Genomic DNA, 18,481 nt, shown 5'->3' with positions numbered 1-18,481 from the left:
GATCGCGCACATGACCACGCTCTCCGACGGCGACAAGGTCGCCATCGCCTCCCTGACCCAGAAGGTCGTCGCCGCGTGGGCCTACCACGACTCCGACACCTTCTCCGGGGTCTTCACCGCCGACGGCACCATGACGCTGCCCGGTGTGCACCTCAAGGGCCGCGACGCCATCCGGGACTACCTGGTGGCGGCCTTCGAGGGTGTCTACAAGGGCACCCAGGTCACCGGCAAGCCGATCGACATGCGCCCGCTCGGCCCGGACGCGGCGATCCTGCTCTCGCAGGGCGGCGTGCTCGACCCGGGTGAGTCCGAGGTGGCCCACCACAGCTCCATCCGCGCGGCGTGGGTCGTGGCCCGCGAGGACGGCCAGTGGAAGCTGGCCGCCTACGTCAACACCCCGCTGCACAGTGAGGGCTTCATCGCCAAGACCGAGCACGCGGCGGCCTGAGTCGAGGCGCCCCAAAAGAAGGCGCCGCCCCGGACCACTCCCGGGGCGGCGCTTTCTTTTGGGGGTTCTCGATGGGATGAATTCACTGTGGACCGATTCGCGGTTCACTTACCCTGGGGGCCAGGACTTTCTATCCTGGATACAGGTTCCACCCCCAGGGCAGGCGCCGTCCGCCGCAGCCGAGCGCAAGCACGGCGGGCGGCGCCCACCACGGGAACGCGCCAGGCGCGTCCGGTGGGTCACGGTGGGAGCTGCCCCCGCCGTGACCCACGGGACACGCCTGGGTCGTGCCTCAGCTGTGGAGCACCGGCCTCAGCCCGCCAGCAGCCGGCGCCGGATGGGGCCGCGGCCCATGACGGCGGCGAAGTCGGCGACCACCCGGGACAGCTCGGCCAGGTCGGCGCCCACCAGGGCCTGGGGGCCGTCGCAGAGCGCGGTCTCCGGGTGCGGGTGGACATCGACGATCAGGCCGTCCGCGCCCGCGGCGAGACCCGCCCGGCTCAGCGGGATGACCAGGTCGCGGCGGCCGCCGGAGTGCGAGGGGTCGACGATCACCGGGAGGTGCGAGAGGTGCTGCACGACCGGCACGGCGGAGACGTCCAGGGTGTTGCGGGTGGCCGTCTCGTAGGTGCGGATGCCGCGCTCGCACAGCACGATGGCGAGGTTGCCCCGCTGGGCGATGTACTCCGCGGCCAGCAGCCACTCCTCGATGGTGGCGGTCATGCCCCGCTTGAGCATGACCGGCTTGCCCGCGTCGCCGACGGCCTGCAGCAGCGGGAAGTTCTGCATGTTGCGGGTGCCGACCTGGAGCATGTCGGCGTACTCGGCGACGGTCTCGACGTCGTCGGCGGCGACCACCTCGGTCACCACCGGCAGGCCGGTCTCGGCGCGCACGTCGGCCAGGATCTCCAGGCCGCGCTTGCCCAGGCCCTGGAAGGCGTACGGGGAGGTGCGGGGCTTGTAGGCGCCCCCGCGCAGCAGGGTGGCCCCGGCGTCGCGGGCCATGATGGCCGCCTCCAGGGTCTGCTCCGGGGTCTCCACCGCGCACGGCCCGGCGATCAGGGTGACGTCGTCGGGTCCGATGGCGACACCGCCGACCTCGACCGACGACCGCGCGGAGTGGTGCTCGCGGCTGACCAGCTTGTAGCCCGCGCTGATCTTCTTGACCCGCTCGACGCCCGGCAGCGCGGCGAGGCCGAGCGTGGCGAACCGCTCGATCTCCCCGACCAGGCCGATGATGGCCCGGCGGACGCCGCGGCTGACGAACGCCTGCCCGCCCTCGGCCTCGACTCGCTCCACGACCGCGGCGATCTGCATGGGGGTCGCTTCAGGCGACATCACGATGACCATGAGCGCGATTCCTTTCCTCGGCAGCGGTCCCGGACCAGCGGGCCGCGAGATCGGGACGGAGCACGGCGGCGCCCCGCAGGTACACGTGGGCGACCTCGGCTTGGGCGAGGTCGGTGTGGATGTGGGCCAGCAGCCGGATCACCCGGGGCAGCCCGTCGGGCACGGCCAGCTCGGTCGCGCACATGACCGGCACGTCGGCCAGGCCCAGCCCGCGCACGGCGGCGGCGGGGAACCCGGCGCGCAGGTCCGGGGTCATGGTGAACAGGATGCTGATGATCTCGTCGGGGTCGCTGACCGCGTTGCGCGTCAGCACCTCGGTCACCAGCGTCGCGGTGTCGGCGATGAGCACGTCGGGCTCATCGCGGTCCACCTGGATGGCGCCGCGCACGGCGCGCACGGTCGTCCGCAGGACAGTCATCAACCACCTCGGCCAGAGTCGAGCCCGCGGCTGACCGCGGGCGGACGGCGCCACGCGGCCGTTCTGTCCGCGAACGGCCGCGTGGCGCTTGATCGCGCGCTACAGCGGGATGTTCCCGTGCTTGCGCCGGGGCGCCTGCCTGCGCTTGTGGCGCAGCATCGCCAGCCCGCGGGCCACGGCGGCCCTGGTCCGCACGGGGTCGATGACGTCGTCGACCAAGCCGCGCTCGGCGGCGTAGAGCGGGTGCATGAGGTTGTCGGTGTACTCCTGGATGAGCTCGGCGCGCAGGTCGTCCGGGTCGGGGGCCACGGCGAGGCGCTTGCGGTGCAGGACGTTGACCGCGCCCTCGGCGCCCATGACCGCGATCTCGTTGGTCGGCCAGGCCAGCGACAGGTCGGTGCCGACGCTGCGCGAGTCCATCACGATGTACGCCCCGCCGTAGGCCTTGCGCACGATGACCTGCACCCGCGGCACGGACGCCTCGCAGTAGGCGTAGAGCAGCTTGGCGCCGTGGCGGATGATCCCGCCGTACTCCTGCTCGGTGCCGGGCAGGAACCCCGGCACGTCGACCATGGTCACCAGCGGGATGTTGAACGCGTCGCAGAAGCGGACGAACCGGGCGGCCTTCTGGGCGCCGGGGCTGTCCAGCACCCCGGCCATCACCAGCGGCTGGTTGCCGACCACGCCGACCACCTCGCCGTCGACGCGGCCGAGGGCGCACACGATGTTGCCCGCCCAGCCCTCGTGCACCTCCAGGTACTCGCCGTCGTCGACCAGCTCGGCGATCACCTCGCGCATGTCGTAGGGCTGGTTGGGCTCCGGCGGCACCAGCTCGGCCAGCCGGGGCCGCTCGTCGGTCTCGGCGCCGCACGCCGGGTAGGACGGGGCGGGTTCGAGGTTGTTCGAGGGCAGCAGCGAGATGAGGTACCGCACGTCGTGCAGGCAGCTCTCCTCGTCGTCGTGCACGAAGGTGGCCACCCCGGAGCGCGTGCCGTGCACGTCGGCGCCGCCGAGCTGGTCGTGGGTGACGTCCTCGCCGGTCACCGTCTTCACCACGTCCGGGCCGGTCAGGTACATCTGCGCGGTGTCGCGGACCATGAAGGTGAAGTCGGCCAGGGCCGGGGAGTAGGCCGCGCCACCGGCGCACGGGCCCAGGATCACGCTGATCTGCGGGATCACCCCGGATGCCTCGACGTGGCGGCGGAAGATGCCGCCGTAGCCGTCCAGGGACAGCACCCCTTCCTGGATGCGCGCGCCGCCGCTGTCGTTGAGCCCGATCAGCGGCGCGCCCGCGGCCAGCGCGAGGTCCATCACCTTGTGGATCTTCGCGGCGTGCGCGGCGCCCAGCGAGCCGCCGAACAGGGCGAAGTCCTGGGCGTAGACGAACACTCTGCGCCCATCGATCGTGCCCGACCCGGCGATCACGCCGTCGCTGTGCGGGCGGTTGTCGTCCAGCCCGAAGCCACGTGCCTGGTGCGTGCGGTAGATGTCCAGCTCGACGAAGGAGTCCTCGTCCAGCAGCGTGTCCAACCGCTCGCGGGCGGTCCGCTTGCCCAGCGCGTGTTGGCGCTCCACGGCCTGCGGCTTGCCTGCGGTGATCTCATCGCGCAGCTCGGTGAGCTGGGCCCGCAGCAGCCACATCGGCCGTGGCCGCCCCGCCTTGCGCTCCTTGGCGCTGCGGGCCCGCGAGGGGACCGGCGGCTGGGTGTAGCCGAACTCGGCGGCCGTCATGTGCTACCTCCCCAACGTTGCCGATCCACACTCACACGTGGGGGTGGGCGGGGACATCCTTCGGATTGCCAACCGCTCAAGTCGCGCACGGAGGTCGCTACGGATTCCCCCTGACCGATGCCATCGCGGACGCTCCGACCGTGCTCCCTGGTGAACAGCGCGACGAAACTCGATGGGGTGAGGAATAGGACAATCCGTCACAAGGTTGCCGGAATTATTACGATGGCGATAACCCGATCGGCTATCCTCACGCCCGATCGGCGCATATCGGTGTTACACAGACGAGTACCCGGCGAGAAAAGTCACCAGCGCGACGCCACCAGCGGACGCAAGGCGGTGTCGAGGTCGGGGAACAGCGCCACGATCTCCCCCACCCCGGTCAGCTGGAGCGTCCGCAGCACCGGCCCCGGCCGCACCGCCACGCGCAGCCGCCGCCCGCGGTGCAGGCAGTGGTAGTGGGCCCGGATCAGCAGGGGGGCGGTGCCGACGCTGAGGTAGCCGACCTTGGTCAGGTCGACGACGACGAGCGTCTTGGCCGAGTTCTCCCCGCACGCCTCCTCGACCTGCTCGCGCCACGGCCGCTCGCCGGAGAAGTCGATGCGCCCCTGGGCGGCCACCACGACGGCGGACCTGGTCCGCCGGGTGTTCACCGCCAACGGCATCACGGTGGTCCTCCAGGCAGGTGGGGATTACCGAACACAGGTTGTGAACGACTATAACGGATCTATCACCGATGATCCCCAGACTGCCCGCCACCCAACCCGGATGCCACTCAGATCACACCGATTCGGCGAATTACCGGAGTAATCCCAGGTTGCGCTGTCCCGGCGCCGGACTAGGTTGACCGGCATGCGCAGCAGATCGGCCGCCCGGGTGTGGTTCGGCGTCACCGCCGTCGTGGCGCTGGCCGGGCTCGCCGTGCAGACCGCCGTCTCGGCCACCGCGACCACCGGGGTGTTCACCACGCCCGCGGGCCGGGTCCTCAACATGTTCTGCTTCTTCACGATCCAGTCCAACGTGATCGTCGTCGCCACCTCGGCCCTGCTGGCCCGCGACCCCGACCGCGCGGGCCCGGTCTTCGCGGTGTTCCGCCTCGCCGGGCTCATCGGCATCGCGGTGACCGGCGTCGTCTACCACACCGTCCTGCGCGGGCTGTACGAGTTGCAGGGCCCCGCCCACGTCGCCGACCTGCTGCTGCACACCGCCTCGCCGGTCCTCACCGTCGTCGGCTGGCTGCTCCACGGCCCCCGGGACCGCATCGCGGCGCGCACCGCCGCCTGCGCCTTGTTGTTCCCGGCCCTCTGGCTGGTCTTCACGCTGGCGCGCGGCCCCATCGCGGACTTCTACCCGTACCCGTTCGTCGACGTCACCCGGCTCGGCTACCCGGCGGTCCTGCTCAACTGCCTGCTCGTCGCCGCGCTGTTCCTCGCCCTGGCCTTCGGCGCCCGCGTTCTCGACCGCGCGCTCAGCCCAACCGCGAGGGGAACCCGCCGGTAGCGATCGGGCCCCAGCTCTCGATCTCCACCCGGATCAGGCACTTGCCCTGCCTGGTCATCGCCGCCCGGTACTCGTCCCAGTCCGGGTGCTCCCCGGAGATCGACCGGTAGTACTCGACCAGCGGCTCCAGCGCCTCGGGCAGGCCGAGCACCTCAGCGCGCCCGTCGACCTGCACGTAGGGCCCGTCCCACTCGTCGGAGAGCACGCACGCGGAGACCGCGCCGTCGCGTCGCGCGTTGTGCGCCTTGGCCCGCTCCGGGTACGTGGAGACGACCAGCCGACCGGCGGCGTCCACCCCCGCCGCCACCGGCGAGACCTGCGGCGACCCGTCGGCGCGCCTGGTGATCAGCACGCAGCGGGACCGCCCGCGCAGGAAGCGCAGCAGCTCGTCGCGGTCGGGGCGCTCGGCGGTGGCGATTCGGGGTGACATGCGGGCCACATTAGGGCAGGTCGAAGAACGCCACTGCGCGTTCTTCCAGGCTGCCCAGGTACACCCGGCCCTTGTGCTCCCGGACCCCGGTGACCATGTGGTAGTCCTCGGGCGTGCCGTAGAAGTCGTGCACGAGCCCGCCGGTGGCGCCGTCGACCGCGCGGACCCACGCGGTGCGCTTCTCCCGGGGCTGCAGCCGCGGGGGCACCTTCCACAGCGCCTTGCGCAGTGCCGGGGCGGTGCGCAGCAGCACGTCGACCAGCGGGTCGCGCGGGTTGGCGAAGGCGATCCAGACCAGCCCGTCGCTGCCGGTGGAGAGGTTGTCGGGGAAGCCGGGCAGGTTGTCGGCCAGCACGTCGAACTGCCCGGCCCGGTCGCCGGAGAGCCACAGCCTGACCAGCCGGTACTCCCACATCTCGGCGAAGACGACCCACGACTCGTCCGGCGCGAGCGCGACCCCGTTGGGGAACTGGAGCCCGGTCCTGAGCACCTCGACGGCGCCGTCGGGGGTGCGGCGCAGGAACCGGCCCGTGCCGGTGTGCTCCAGCAGGTCGGCCTTCCAGTGCGCCAGCTCGAAGCGGCTGGTGGAGTCGGTGAAGTACACCGTGCCGTCGGCGGTCACCGCGGCGTTGTTGCACAGGTGCAGGTCCGGGCCCTTGGCCACCAGCACCTCGACCGCGCCGCCGACCCGGTCGACGGCGAGCAGCCCGCGCCGGGCGTCGCAGACCAGCAGCCGCCCGTCGGGGTGGTGCTCCAAGCCCAGCGGCCTGCCGCCGGTGTCGGCGATGGTGTCCAGCCGCCTGCCGTCGGAGGTCAGGCGCAGGACGCGGCCGTCGTCGACGCCGGTGTAGACGTGGCCGTGGTCGTCGACCAGCACGTCCTCCGCGCCGCTGCCGTTGACGTGCCACACGGTCAGCGGCGGCAGCGACGGCATCGGTCGTCGCCCCGCGCGCGGGGCCTTCCACACCACGGGGTCGATCCCCGGCCTGCGTGTCGTCACGGGGTCAACGGTAGGTGAGAAGGTCGCGGCGCGCGCCCTCGAAGTGCCCGTGCTCGTTGAACGACACCAGCGACGCGCCGGAGCGCCCGATCACGACCTTGGTGATCGCGGCGTTGACCACCACCCGGTTCAGCGCGACCAGGCCCGCCGGGCCGAGGCCCAGCAGCCCGGCGCAGATGGCGGCGATCACCCCGCCGGAGGTGAACACCAGCGCGGTCCCGCCGCGCGCGGCGTCGGCGAGGGCGGCCTCAGCGGCGTCGGCGAAGTCGGCGTACGCCCCGGCCGTGCCCGCCGAGGCGCCCTCGGCGGCCCAGCGGTGCAGGGCGCGGTCGAGGGCGCCCTGGAAGTCGCGGGGGTCGGTGGGCAGCGGGTCGACCATGGCCCCGACCAGGCCGAGGTGGTCGTACTCGTTCCAGCGGTCGTCGGTGGCGCACCCCAGGGGGAGCCCCGCCGCGGCCACCGCGATCTCGGCCGTGGCCCGCTGGCGCAGCAGCGTGCCCGACCACACCGCGGCCGGGCGGACCCCGCGCTCGGCCAGCTCGGCGCCGACCAGCTTGGCCTGGCGCTCGCCGACCGGGGACAGCACGTCGTAGTCCGCGGCGCCGAAGGACGCCTGGCCGTGGCGGACGAGGTAGACCGCGCTCACCGGCCCATCACCTCGCGGCAGCGCCACTCCAGGTAGCCCACGAACATCCAGAAGTCCTTGAAGCGCTCGTTGTGGGTCTGGCCGAGGTGGTAGCGGTAGTAGATCTGCTGCATGATCACCGCGAGCCGGAACAGGCCGAACACCTCGTAGAACGCCCAGTTGGCCGGGCTGAGCCCCGAGGTGGCGCAGTAGTGCTCGACCAGCTCGGCGCGGGTCAGCATCCCGGGCAGGTGGGTCGGCTGGCGCCGCGCCTGCTGGAACACCTCGTCGTCGCCCGCCTCGATCCAGTACGCCACCGCGCCGCCGAGGTCCATCAGCGGGTCGCCGATGGTGGACATCTCCCAGTCGAGCACGCCGGTGACGGCCAGGTCGTCGTCGAGGACGACGTTGTCGAAGCGCCAGTCGTTGTGGATGACCACGGTGGCCACGTCGTCGGGCAGGCGCGCGGCCAGCCAGTCCATGACGGCGGCGAAGTCGGGCACGTTGTCGGTGCGCGCGGCGGTGTAGCGGGCCGACCAGCCGCCGACCTGGCGGCCGACGTACCCGGCGCCCTTGCCGAGGTCGGACAGGCCCGCCGCGGCCGGGTCGACGCGGTGCAGGTCGACCAGGCGGTCCACCAGGGCGGTGGACAGGGCGCGGGCGCCGGACTCGCCCAGCTCCATGCCCTCGGGCAGGTCGCGGCGCAGGATGGTGCCGGGGACGCGCTCCATGACGTAGAAGTCCGAGCCGAGCACGGCGTGGTCGTCGCAGAGCCCGATCACGGTCGGCACGTAGGGGTAGACCGGTTTGAGCCCGCGCTGCACCCGGTACTCCCGGCGCATGTCGTGCGCCGAGACCGCCTTGCGCCCGACCGGCGGGCGGCGCAGGATCAGCTCCCGGTCGGGGTAGGACAGCAGGTACGTCAGGTTCGACGCGCCGCCGGGGAACTGGCGCACGGTCGGCTCGCCGTCGAGATCCACAATGGACTTGAGCCAGCCGTGCACGGCGGCGGTGTCGAAGCTGTCCTCGCCGCGCACCTCCTGCGGCTGGTCCCGGTGGTTCATGTCGGGTTGGCTCGTGTCGGGGTGGCTCATGTCGGGTTGGCTCACGAGGACATCCTCGCCACCACGCCCAGCGGCAGGTGGCGCATCGCGAAGCCCATGACCGTCCACGGCCAGGACGGCGAGCACGCGCTGGCGACCTCCCGCTCGATCGCCTTGACCATGGCCGTGACGCCGGTGCGGGTGTCGACCATGAGCGGGGTCTTGCCGACCTTGGCGTTCATCTCCGACTGGATGTAGCCGGGCAGGATGGTGGTGACCTTGACCGGGGTGCGCAGCATCTCCGCCCTGATGCCCTCGGCCAGCGCCGAGACCCCGGCCTTGGTGGCCGCGTAGGTCGTGACGTTCTTGGGCAGCCCGCGCATGGCGCTCATCGAGGAGATCATCACCAGGTGCCCGGCGTTCTGCTCGCGGAAGATCTCCATCGCGGCCTCGCACTGGGCCAGCGCGGCGACGAAGTTCGTCTCCGCGGTCTGCCTGTTGGCCGCGAAGCCGCCGGTGCCGATCGGCCTGCCCTTGCCGAGCCCGGCGTTGACGATCACCCGGTCGATGGTCCCCAGCTCGTCGCGGAACTCCTTGAACACGGTGAACACCGCGTCGTGGTCGTTGACGTCGAGCTCGCGCAGCACGACCCTGGCGCCCGGGTGCTTGGCGGTGATCTCCGCCTTGAGCTCGTCGAGGTTCTCGGTGCGGCGGGCGGCGAGCGCGAGGGTACGGCCGCGCGCGGCGAACTGGCGGGCCATCTCCGCGCCGAGCCCGGAGCTGGCGCCGGTGATGAGGATGTTCTTGCGGGTCACGGAACGTCCTTGTCCATCGCGGGCCGCATGCGGGCCCAGTATTTGGCCACCTGGCGGTCCACGAGTCCAGGCAGCAGCCGCTTGAGCCGGTGGGCCCTGCGGCCTTCGCGGTGGGTGAGCACGAGGAACCGGCGCGCGGCGACCGCGGCGACCACCTGGGCGGCGACGTCGTCGGCGGTCACGGTGGCCGAGGCCATCAGCTTCCTGCTGATCCGCAGGGCGGCCGGGTCCGGGGTCCGGAGCCGGTCGTTGAGGTTGGTCTGGAAGAAGCCGGGGCACACCACGGTCGTCATGATCCCGTACGGGCGCAACTCGTGGCGCAGCGTCTCCGAGAGGGCGAGCACCCCGGCCTTGGTGACGTTGTAGGAGGCCATGCCGGGCAGGTTCATGATCGCCGCCAGGGAGGCGACGTTGACCAGGTGCCCGGCGCCCGCGGCCTTGAACACCGGCACGAACTCCGCGCAGCCGCGCACGACCGCGCGCAGGTTGATCTCCCAGATCCAGTCCCAGTCCGCCATCGGGATGCGCTCGACGCGCCCGCCCGAGCCGACCCCGGCGTTGTTGACCAGCACGTCGAGCCCGTCCCAGTGCTCGGCGCACCACTGGCGGGCCGTGGTCCAGTCATCGCCGGTGACGTCGAGGACCAGGTGCTCGGCGTCGATCGCCGCCGCGGTGGACTTCGCGGCGTCACCGTCCACATCGGTCACCAGGACGCGGTCGCCCGCGGCGGCGAACCGCGCCGCCAGCGCCGCGCCGAGGCCCGACCCCGCGCCGGTGACCAGGACCCGGCGGCTCACGGCTGGTACTTCTTCAGCTCGATGCGCGAGATCACGCCGAGGTGCACCTCGTCCGGCCCGTCGGCCAGGCGCAGCGAGCGGGCGCCCGCGTAGGCCGCGGCCAGCGGGAAGTCGTCGGTCATGCCCGCGCCGCCGTGCAGCTGGATGGCCATGTCGATGACGCCGAGGGCCATGTTCGGCACGGCGACCTTGATCTGGGAGATCTCCGAGCGGGCCGCCATGGCGCCGACGGTGTCGAGCTTCCAGGCCGTGCTGAGCACCAGCAGCCGCGCCTGCTCGATGGCGATGCGGGCCTGGGCGATGCGCTCGCGGTTGCCGCCGAGGTTGGCCAGCGGCTTGCCGAACGCGGTGCGCGCCGTCGCCCGCCTGCAGGCCAGTTCCAGGGACTTCTCGGCCAGGCCGATGAGCCGCATGCAGTGGTGGATGCGGCCGGGCCCGAGCCTGCCCTGGGCGATCTCGAACCCGCGGCCGGGCCCGGCGATGACGGCGTCGGCGGGCAGGCGCACGTCGGTGAAGGTGACCTCGCCGTGGCCGTGGGGCTCGTCGTGGCGGCCGAAGACCGGCAGCATCCGCTCGACGGTGACCCCGGGGGTGTCCAGCGGGACGAGCACCATGGAGTGGCGCTGGTACTTGTGGGCCTCCGGGTCGGTCAGGCCCATGAAGATGAGGACCTTGCAGTCGGGGTGGCCGATGCCGGTGGAGAACCACTTGCGGCCGTTGAGGACGACCTCGTCGTCCTTGACCACGGCGGTGGCGGCCATGTTCGTCGCGTCGGAGGAGGCGACGTCGGGCTCGGTCATGCAGAAGGCCGACCGGATCTCGCCCGCCATCAGCGGCTCCAGCCAGCGCTCCTGCTGGGCCGGGCTGCCGTAGAGGTGCAGGACCTCCATGTTGCCGGTGTCCGGGGCGCTGCAGTTGAAGATCTGCGGGGCGATGGCGCTGCGGCCCATGGCCTCGGCCAGCGGCGCGTACTCGACGTTGCTCAGGCCCGAGACCGAGGGCAGGAACAGGTTCCACAGGCCGCGCTCGCGGGCCTTGGCCTTGAGCTCGGGGATGACCGGCAGGACCGTCCAGGGGTTGTCCAGCGCGGCGAGCTCGCGGTGGTAGGCGGGCTCCACGGGCTCGATCTCGGTGGCGATGAACTCGGTGACCCGGGCCAGGTGGTCCGCGGCCTTGGCGGAGTGGGCGAATTCCACGGCTGCCTCCTCGTTGAGCACTGCTCGACAAGGTACCCTCCTTATCGAGCAGCGCTCAACAGCAGGAGGACCGATGACCCAGGTGACGCGGACCACGCGGGTGCGCCGCACGGCCGAGGACCGCCGCCGCCAGCTCATCGGCATCGGCCTGCGGATGCTGACCGCGACGCCGATCCACGACATCACCGTCGACGACGTCGCCGCCGAGGCGGGCATCTCCCGCAGCCTGCTGTTCCACTACTTCCCCACCAAGCAGGACTACTACGTCGAGGTCGTCCGCGCCGCGAGCCGCAGGATGCTCCGCGCCACCCGCGTCGACCAGGACGCCCCCGCCCCCGAGCGGGCCCGCGCGCTGGTGGAGGGCTACATCGCCTTCCTGACCCGGCGCCGCTCGCAGTACGTCGGGCTGTTCCGCGCGGGCGGCCAGGACTGGGTCCGCCTGGTCCACGACGAGACCCAGGGCGCGCTGACCGAGCGCACCATCGACGCGCTGGGGCTGGGGTCGCCGGGCGAGGTCACGGAGCTGGCGGTGCGCGCGTGGTGGGCCTTCGCCGAGGAGCTGACCATCGAGTGGACCGGCCGCGGCCGCGGCGACCGGTCCACCCTCGTCGACCTACTCCTGTCCACTTTGGACAGCGTGGTACGACAAGCCCTGGCCACCGGTCAACCGAGCGTCGGAGGAGTCGTCCCGGTGGCCGCGAAGTCGGCGGCGGGGCGCTGAGTCACCCGGTTGTCGGTCCCATGGCGCACAATCACGTCCGTGCGGGTCGTGGTGGTGCCGACAGGGGATGGCCGGGGTCGGGCCAGGGTGCTCGACGCCGCCGATCCCCCGGTGGAGGCCGCCGACCTGGCCGACTGGATGGGGCGGGTGGAGGCCGCGCACGCGCCCCGGTGGGTGGTGCCCACCGCCGAGGAGCTGTACCCGGGGCTGCTCGCCGACGGCGTCCTGCTGGCCCGCTGCCACGACCTCGCCCTGGTCGAGGCCCTGCTGCTGGGCTTCGCCGAGACCCCGCGCCGCCCCCGCAACCTCGCCGCCGCGTGGGCCAGGCTGCGCGGCGGGGCCGAGCCGCCCGACCCGCGCCCGCTCGTGCGCGGCGAGCAGCCCACCCTGTTCGAGCCCGACCGCGGCACCACCCCGGCCGGGGTCGACCCGCTCGACGCGGCCGTGGCGGTCTACGCCGACCAGGAGCGCCGCGTCGCCGCGACCGCGCACCCCGAGCGCCTGCGCCTGCTGGCCGCCGCCGAGTCCGCGGGCGCGCTGGCCGCGGCCGAGATGACCCACCACGGCCTGCCCTGGCGCGCCGACGTGCACGCCGACCTGCTGGCCGAGACCCTCGGCCCCCGCCCGGCCGCGGGGGCCCGCCCGGCGCGGCTGGCCGCGCTGGCCGACCGGATCACCGCGGCGTTCGGCGGCCGGTCGGTGAACCCGGACGCGCCCGCGAGCATCGTCGCGGCGTTCGCCAGGGAGGGCATCGAGGTGGCCTCGGCGCGGGCGTGGGTGCTGCGGGAGGTCGACCACCCGGCGGTGGAGCCGCTGCTGGAGTACAAGGAGCTGGCCCGGCTCTACGTGGCGCACGGCTGGTCGTGGCTGGAGACCTGGGTGGCGGGCGGGCGGTTCCGCCCGGACTACGTCGTCGGCGGCGTCGTCTCCGGCCGCTGGGCCACCCGCGGCGGCGCGGCGCTGCAGCTGCCCAAGGCGCTGCGCACCGCCGTGCGCGCCGACCCCGGCTGGTCCCTGGTCGTCGCCGACGCCGCCCAGCTGGAGCCCCGCGTCCTCGGCGCCCTCTCCGGCGACCGGCGCTTCGCCGAGGTGTCGGCGTCGGTGGACCTGTACACCAGCCTGGCCGCCGACGCCTTCGCGGGCGACCGCGGCCGGGCGAAGGTCGCCATGCTCTCCGCCATGTACGGCGGCACCAGCGGCGAGGCCGGGTCCCTGCTCACCGTGCTCCGCAAACGCTTTCCCGACGCGGTGGACTACGTGGAGCAGGCCGCCCGCACCGGCGAGCAGGGCCGGGTCGTGCGCTCGCGGCTCGGCCGCACCAGCCCGCCGCCCAGCGCCGACTGGCACGCCCTGACCACCGACGACCAGGACGAGGCCGCCGCCCGCCGGGGCCGCCAGGCCGCCCGCGACTGGGGCCGCTTCACCCGCAACTTCGTGGTCCAGGCCAGCGCGGCCGACTGGGCCCTGACCATGCTCGCCGCCCTGCGCCGCCGCCTGCGCGGGGCCGCCCCCGACGCGGGCATCGTCTTCTTCCAGCACGACGAGGTGATGGTCCACTGCCCCGAGGCGGACGCCCCCGCCGTGGCCGCCGAGTTCGACGCCGCCGCCGAGGAGGCCACCGCCCTCGTCTTCCCCGAGACCCCCGTCCGCTTCCCCCTCCAGGCGGTCGTCGTCGACTGCTACGCCGAGGCGAAGTAGGCCGGTCAGACCGCCCTGAGCAGGCCGGAGTCCACTTCGGACAGCGACCGCTTCCCGCACAGCCCCAGCGTCAGGTCCAGCTCGGCCAGCAGGCCGCGCAGCACGTGCCGGACGCCGTCCTCACCGGCCAGCGCCAGCCCGTAGACGTAGGGCCGCCCCACCAGCACCGCCCGCGCGCCGAGGGCCAGCGCCTTGAGCACGTCGGCCCCCGTGCGCACGCCGGAGTCGAACAGCACGCAGAGCCGGGAGCCGACCGCCGCGGCGATCTCCGGCAGCACCTCCAGCGCCCCCACCGCGCCGTCGACCTGCCGCCCGCCGTGGTTGGACACCACGATCCCGTCCATCCCGGCCGCCACGGCCCGCCGGGCGTCCTCGACGTGCTGGATTCCTTTGAGGACGATCGGCCCGTCCCAGTGGTCGCGCAGGAACGAGAGCCGGTCCCAGCTCTTGTCCTGCCCGGTGAACAGCGACACCCACCGCAGCACCGCCATCGCCTGGTCCTCGCTGGGCGAGCGGTCGAGGCCCGCCAGGAACGCCGGGTCGGTGAACGCGTTGGCCACGCCGGTCGCGCGCAGGAACGGCAGGTACGCCTGGTCGAGGTCACGCGGGCGCCACGCCAGCGTCCACGTGTCGAGGGTGACCACCAGGACCTCGTACCCGGCCTCCCTGGCCCGCCGCAGCAGGCTCGCGCACACCTCCGGCTCGTTCGGCCAGTACAGCTGGAACCACCGCGGCCCCGCGACCTCGGCCACCTCCTCCAGCGCGTAGGACGACGCCGTCGACAGCACCGTCGGCACGCCCAGCCCCGCCGCCGCCCGCGCCGTGGCCAATTCGCCCTCCGGGTGCACGATCGACTGCACGCCGACCGGGGCCAGCAGGACGGGGGCGGGCATCGCGGTGCCGAGGACGGTGGTGGACAGGTCGCGGTCGGTGGCCTCGGCCAGCACCCTGGGCACGATCCGCCAGCGGTCGAACGCCGCGCGGTTGGCGCGCACCGTGGCCCCGGAGCCAGCGCCCCCGGCCACGTAGCCGAGCGGCCCGGACTCCATCACCTCCGCGGCGGCCTCCTCCAGGCGGGTCCCGTCAGTGGTGAACGGCGGCACCTTCTCGGCCAGGCCCTGCAGGTAGATCTCGTTCTGGTAGCCGGCGTGCTGGCCCATCGCTCGTCCTCACCGTCGTCGTGCGGGTCGGCCGAGAGTGTGTCACCGCCCGCGGTCGGAGTGCACCCGCCACAGGCCGAAGCTGCCCAGCAGCAGCGCGAACAGCCCGAGGACGGTCACCGGGCTCAGCAGCGTCATGCCTGCCACCCCCAGCGCCAGCGCGGCCGACCACAGCCCGAGCAGGCCCAGCCCCAGCACGAGCGCGCCCGCGGTCACCGCCATGAGCCGGTCGCGGGCCCAGAGGAACCCCGGGGTCAGCCGGAGGTCGGTGGGCAGCCTGAGCACCGCGCGCCCGCCCACTCCCGCCACCGCCACGAGCAACCCCAGCGCGAACCACACCAGCAGCGGGTTCGGCGTCGGCATCCCGGCGATCAGCAGCACGAACGAGCCCACCGCCAGCCACCCGGCACAGCGCCGCAGCACCAGCCACAGCCCGATCCGCTGCGCCCGCCCGAACCGCGGGTCCCGCCGCGGGGCCGACCCGTCGCGCACGACCCGCTCGGTGCCGCCCTCGACGACCCGCTCGGCCCGCTCGACGAACGGCGACCGGTCGTCACCGGGACCAGGCCGCGCGCCATCGCGCTGCCCGCCATCGCGACCCGCCACGTCCTCGACCGCGGCGAACCCGGCGCCGTCACGGTCCGCGGCGTCCTTGAACCGGACCTTGCCCGCACCCTTGCGCGACCGCGCGCCAACCCGAGCCGACCCGGTCCCCTCCCGCGCCGCGCCCTCGAACCGGGCGCCCTTGCGCGCCGAGTCCTTCTCGAACCGGCCCGCGTCAAACCCACCGGCGTCAAACCCACCCGCGTCGAATCGACCAGCGTCAACCCGGTCCGCGTCAACCCAGTCCGCATCAGCCCGGCCAGTACCAGCCCGGCCCATGTCAGCCCGGCCAGCGTCAGCCCGGCCAGCGTCAGCCCGGCCAGCGTCAGCCCGGCCAGCGTCAGCCCGGCCTGCGTCCCCGGCCACGTCCTCGAACCGGGCCTTGCGCGCGCCCTTGCGCGGCCGGGTCGCGTCCCTGTCGCCGCGGCCGGTCCCGGCCTCCTCGGCCACGTCCTCGAACCGGGCCTTGCCCGTGCCCTTGCGCGGCCGGGTCGAGTCCTTGCCGAACCGCTTGGCGTCGAACCGAGTGGCGTCCCCGCCAGCCGCGTCCTCGGTGTCTTCGGGGAACCGGGCTGTCCCCGACCCGTTCGCGCCCGAGTGGGCCGCGGGCTGCCGGGCGCCCTTCCGCCGCGCCTTCGCGAAGCGCTCCGCCGACTCCCCGCCGAAGCCCGCGGGCTCGGCGTCCACCAGGACCCAGTCCACGGCGGGGGGCTTCTCCGGCTCCGGCTCCGCCTCCTGCCACCCGGTCACCCGCTCCCACGGCACATCCCCGAACCGCCCGCCAGCGGAGGTCCTGCGCCCCAGGCGGGCCAGCGCCTCCCGCACGTCGGGGTTCGTCGGGTCCAGCCGCAGTGACTCCGCGTACGCCTCTCGGGCGGCGTCGGCGTCCCCGGCCCGCTCGGCCGCCGATCCCAGCACCTCGTGCGTGCGCGGCTCCTCCGGCGCGGACGCCACCGCCCGCCGCGCCGCCGCCAGCGCCTCCGCGGGCGCGATCGGGCCCAGCGCCTCGGCCAGCGTCACGTAGCCGCGCCAGTCCCCGGGACTGCGCCGGGCGGACTCGCGCGCGGAGATCGCCGCCTCCTCATGCCTGCCCAGCTCGGTCAGCGCCAGGCTGGCCAGCCGGTGCGCCCACGCGGGCTCGCCCAGGGTGATCGCCCGCTTCGCCGCGTCCAGGCAGTGCTGCGCGTCGCCGACGTCGAGCAGGGCGGCGGCCAGGCCGCACCACGCGCCGGGGTGGTCGGGGTGCTCGGCGATGACGGGCCGCAGGGTCTCGATGGCGGCCTGCGGTCTGCCCGCGGCGGTGAGACGCGCGGCATCGGCGAGGACCGCGTCGATCAGCTCGGCCATGGCTCCCCTCCCGCTGTGGTCGCCCAGTCTGTCAGTCGCCCAGTCTGTCGGTCGCCAGTCTGTCAAGGGACCGATCTGGTGCCCAGCCGACCCGCCAGGGGGAAACACCGCGTTCTGGCCCCCTGGCGGGCCATGGCCTTGTTGATCAGTGACAACGCACGGACGTACCAACCCAGTGTGACCCAGATAGCCGATGGGGGGTAACCCTCTTTTGCCCGGAGATCTAGACTGATCGGGTGAGCAGACCGTCGCTGTGGGTGAAGGTCCGGCTGGCGCTACTCCTCGGCGGGCTCTCCGCGTTCGGTCCGTTATCCATCGACATGTACCTCCCGGCGTTCCCCGAGATCGCCGCCGCGCTGCGCACCGGCCAGGCCCAGGTGCAGCTCACGCTGACCGCGTTCATGGTCGGCCTGGCACTGGGCCAGGCCGTGACCGGTCCGCTTTCCGACGCCTACGGCAGGCGAAATCCCCTGCTCATCGGCTTGGCCTGCTACAGCGTGACGTCGCTGGCCTGCGCGATCGCCCCGTCGATCCACACGTTGGTGGCGCTGCGTTTCATCCAGGGCATGAGCGCGGCGGCGGGGGTGGTGATCGCCCGCGCCGCCGTGCGCGACCTGTTCACCGGCGCCGCGGTGGCGCGCTTCTTCTCCATGCTGATACTGGTCTCCGGCCTGGCGCCGATCCTCGGGCCGCTGGTGGGCGCCCTGGTGCTGCGCTGGACGATGTGGTCGGGCGTCTTCGTCGTGCTGGCCTACTTCGGCGTCGCCCTGCTGATCGCGGTCCTGGTCTGCCTGCGGGAGACGCTGCCGGAGGACAGGCGCCGCCCCGCCGACCCGCGCACCATCACGCGCACGTACGTGCGGGTGGGCACCGACCGCACTTTCGTGGCGTACGCGATGTGCGTGGGCTTCGCGTCCGGGGCGATGTTCGCCTACGTCGCGGGCTCGCCCTTCGTGCTGCGGGAACTGCACGGCCTCAGCCCGCAGACCTACAGCGTGGTCTACGGCGTCAACGCGCTCGGGCTGGTGGCGGCCGCGCAGGGCAACCGGCTGCTGCTGCGGTGGTTCACCCCGCGCAAGCTGCTCACCGTCGGGCTGCTCGCCTCCGCGCTCGGCGGGATCGGGGTGCTCGCCGCGGCGGTGGGCGGGCTGGGCCTGCTGTGGCTGCTGGGTCCGCTGTTCGTCGTCGTGGCCGCGGTCGGCGTGGTCAACCCGAACGCGACCGCGCTCGCGCTGGCCGACCACGGGAGCCGGGCGGGCACGGCCTCGGCCCTGCTCGGGGTGGTCCAGTTCCTCATCGGCGGGCTGGCCGCTCCCCTGGTCGGGTTGGGCGGGACCGGCTCGGCGGTGCCGATGGCCGCGGTGGTCGCGGTGCTGGCCGTGGCGGGCCTGGCCGCGTTCGCGCTGATCAGACCCACGGCCCGGCGCCCAGGGCGGTACGTGGTCCGGCGGGAGGCCGAGACGGTCCGGTTCCGTCCCGTGGCCCTTCCACCAGGCGGAAAGTGATTTCCCGAAATTGCCGTCACCTCACACCGTCACGGCTCGTTACCGTCCGCGTCGCATAGGTAGGGAACGGGCAGACGTCGGTTCGTGGAGAGGGTGG

At 73.3% G+C, this 18,481-nt stretch carries 18 protein-coding genes; 5 read left to right on the top strand and 13 right to left on the bottom strand.

Going from position 1 to position 18,481, the window contains the following annotated elements:
- Positions 1–10 precede the first annotated feature (10 nt).
- A complete protein-coding gene (locus tag ACTG9Q_RS19625) occupies positions 11–448 on the top strand; it encodes an SgcJ/EcaC family oxidoreductase (protein ID WP_455574266.1) in 438 nt (145 codons plus the stop codon).
- Between the two features lie 312 nt (positions 449–760).
- Here the strand turns inward: ACTG9Q_RS19625 and aroF are convergent, their stop codons facing one another.
- The 4 genes from aroF to ACTG9Q_RS19605 form a co-directional block, all read right to left on the bottom strand.
- A complete protein-coding gene (aroF, locus tag ACTG9Q_RS19620; protein WP_455574265.1) occupies positions 761–1,786 on the bottom strand; it encodes a 3-deoxy-7-phosphoheptulonate synthase in 1,026 nt (341 codons plus the stop codon).
- Positions 1,776–2,216, bottom strand: a complete 441-nt coding sequence (gene aroH, locus ACTG9Q_RS19615) for a chorismate mutase (protein ID WP_455574264.1) — start codon at positions 2,214–2,216, stop codon at positions 1,776–1,778. The genes aroF and aroH overlap by 11 nt, the downstream gene beginning before the upstream one ends.
- Positions 2,217–2,315: 99 nt before the next feature.
- A complete protein-coding gene (locus tag ACTG9Q_RS19610) occupies positions 2,316–3,857 on the bottom strand; it encodes an acyl-CoA carboxylase subunit beta (RefSeq protein ID WP_455574425.1) in 1,542 nt (513 codons plus the stop codon).
- Between the two features lie 392 nt (positions 3,858–4,249).
- Positions 4,250–4,609 carry an STAS domain-containing protein gene (locus tag ACTG9Q_RS19605; RefSeq protein WP_455574263.1) on the bottom strand — a complete coding sequence of 120 codons (360 nt, stop codon included), beginning with the start codon at positions 4,607–4,609 and terminating at the stop codon, positions 4,250–4,252.
- Positions 4,610–4,796: 187 nt separating this feature from the next.
- Between ACTG9Q_RS19605 and ACTG9Q_RS19600 the strand changes: the two genes are divergently transcribed.
- Positions 4,797–5,444: a Pr6Pr family membrane protein gene (locus tag ACTG9Q_RS19600; protein ID WP_455574262.1), complete on the top strand. Its 648-nt coding sequence runs from the start codon at positions 4,797–4,799 to the stop codon at positions 5,442–5,444.
- Here the strand turns inward: ACTG9Q_RS19600 and ACTG9Q_RS19595 are convergent.
- The 7 genes from ACTG9Q_RS19595 to ACTG9Q_RS19565 are packed head-to-tail and all read right to left on the bottom strand — an operon-like array spanning position 5,413 to position 11,350.
- The gene (locus ACTG9Q_RS19595; RefSeq protein ID WP_455574261.1) at positions 5,413–5,874 is read right to left on the bottom strand and encodes a PPOX class F420-dependent oxidoreductase; all 462 of its coding nucleotides are present in this window, start codon (positions 5,872–5,874) and stop codon (positions 5,413–5,415) included. The two genes, ACTG9Q_RS19600 and ACTG9Q_RS19595, sit on opposite strands and share 32 nt — an antisense overlap.
- 10 nt (positions 5,875–5,884) lie before the next feature.
- The gene (locus tag ACTG9Q_RS19590; protein WP_455574260.1) at positions 5,885–6,874 is read right to left on the bottom strand and encodes an SMP-30/gluconolactonase/LRE family protein; all 990 of its coding nucleotides are present in this window, start codon (positions 6,872–6,874) and stop codon (positions 5,885–5,887) included.
- Positions 6,875–6,878: 4 nt separating this feature from the next.
- Positions 6,879–7,520 carry a histidine phosphatase family protein gene (locus ACTG9Q_RS19585; RefSeq protein ID WP_455574259.1) on the bottom strand — a complete coding sequence of 214 codons (642 nt, stop codon included), beginning with the start codon at positions 7,518–7,520 and terminating at the stop codon, positions 6,879–6,881.
- Positions 7,517–8,563 (bottom strand): phosphotransferase family protein, encoded by a 1,047-nt coding sequence (locus ACTG9Q_RS19580; protein WP_455574424.1) that lies wholly within the window; start codon positions 8,561–8,563, stop codon positions 7,517–7,519. The genes ACTG9Q_RS19585 and ACTG9Q_RS19580 overlap by 4 nt, the downstream gene beginning before the upstream one ends.
- A gap of 41 nt (positions 8,564–8,604) precedes the next feature.
- Positions 8,605–9,357 carry an SDR family oxidoreductase gene (locus ACTG9Q_RS19575; protein ID WP_455574258.1) on the bottom strand — a complete coding sequence of 251 codons (753 nt, stop codon included), beginning with the start codon at positions 9,355–9,357 and terminating at the stop codon, positions 8,605–8,607.
- A complete protein-coding gene (locus ACTG9Q_RS19570; protein WP_455574257.1) occupies positions 9,354–10,154 on the bottom strand; it encodes an SDR family NAD(P)-dependent oxidoreductase in 801 nt (266 codons plus the stop codon). The genes ACTG9Q_RS19575 and ACTG9Q_RS19570 overlap by 4 nt, the downstream gene beginning before the upstream one ends.
- Positions 10,151–11,350 (bottom strand): acyl-CoA dehydrogenase family protein, encoded by a 1,200-nt coding sequence (locus ACTG9Q_RS19565; RefSeq protein WP_455574256.1) that lies wholly within the window; start codon positions 11,348–11,350, stop codon positions 10,151–10,153. The genes ACTG9Q_RS19570 and ACTG9Q_RS19565 overlap by 4 nt, the downstream gene beginning before the upstream one ends.
- Before the next feature lie 73 nt (positions 11,351–11,423).
- Between ACTG9Q_RS19565 and ACTG9Q_RS19560 the strand changes: the two genes are divergently transcribed.
- Both ACTG9Q_RS19560 and ACTG9Q_RS19555 read left to right on the top strand, forming a co-directional pair.
- Positions 11,424–12,071, top strand: coding sequence for a TetR/AcrR family transcriptional regulator (locus ACTG9Q_RS19560; protein ID WP_455574255.1), 648 nt, complete (start codon positions 11,424–11,426; stop codon positions 12,069–12,071).
- A gap of 39 nt (positions 12,072–12,110) precedes the next feature.
- Positions 12,111–13,769, top strand: coding sequence for a bifunctional 3'-5' exonuclease/DNA polymerase (locus ACTG9Q_RS19555; RefSeq protein ID WP_455574254.1), 1,659 nt, complete (start codon positions 12,111–12,113; stop codon positions 13,767–13,769).
- A 5-nt stretch (positions 13,770–13,774) separates the two neighbouring features.
- Here the strand turns inward: ACTG9Q_RS19555 and ACTG9Q_RS19550 are convergent, their stop codons facing one another.
- Complete coding sequence (locus tag ACTG9Q_RS19550; protein ID WP_455574253.1) at positions 13,775–14,929, bottom strand: lactate 2-monooxygenase; 1,155 nt, start codon at positions 14,927–14,929, stop codon at positions 13,775–13,777.
- Between the two features lie 42 nt (positions 14,930–14,971).
- A complete protein-coding gene (locus ACTG9Q_RS19545; RefSeq protein WP_455574252.1) occupies positions 14,972–16,879 on the bottom strand; it encodes a tetratricopeptide repeat protein in 1,908 nt (635 codons plus the stop codon).
- A gap of 236 nt (positions 16,880–17,115) precedes the next feature.
- On the opposite strand from ACTG9Q_RS19545, the gene ACTG9Q_RS19540 reads away from it, so the two are divergent.
- On the top strand, positions 17,116–18,384 hold the full coding sequence (locus ACTG9Q_RS19540; protein WP_455574251.1) for a multidrug effflux MFS transporter: 1,269 nt from the start codon (positions 17,116–17,118) through the stop codon (positions 18,382–18,384).
- Positions 18,385–18,481 lie beyond the last annotated feature (97 nt).

The sequence above is a fragment of the Actinokineospora lacus genome, assembly GCF_053813445.1.
The sequence above is the reverse complement of the archived record's forward strand: the minus strand, read 5'-3'. Positions and strand labels throughout refer to the sequence as shown.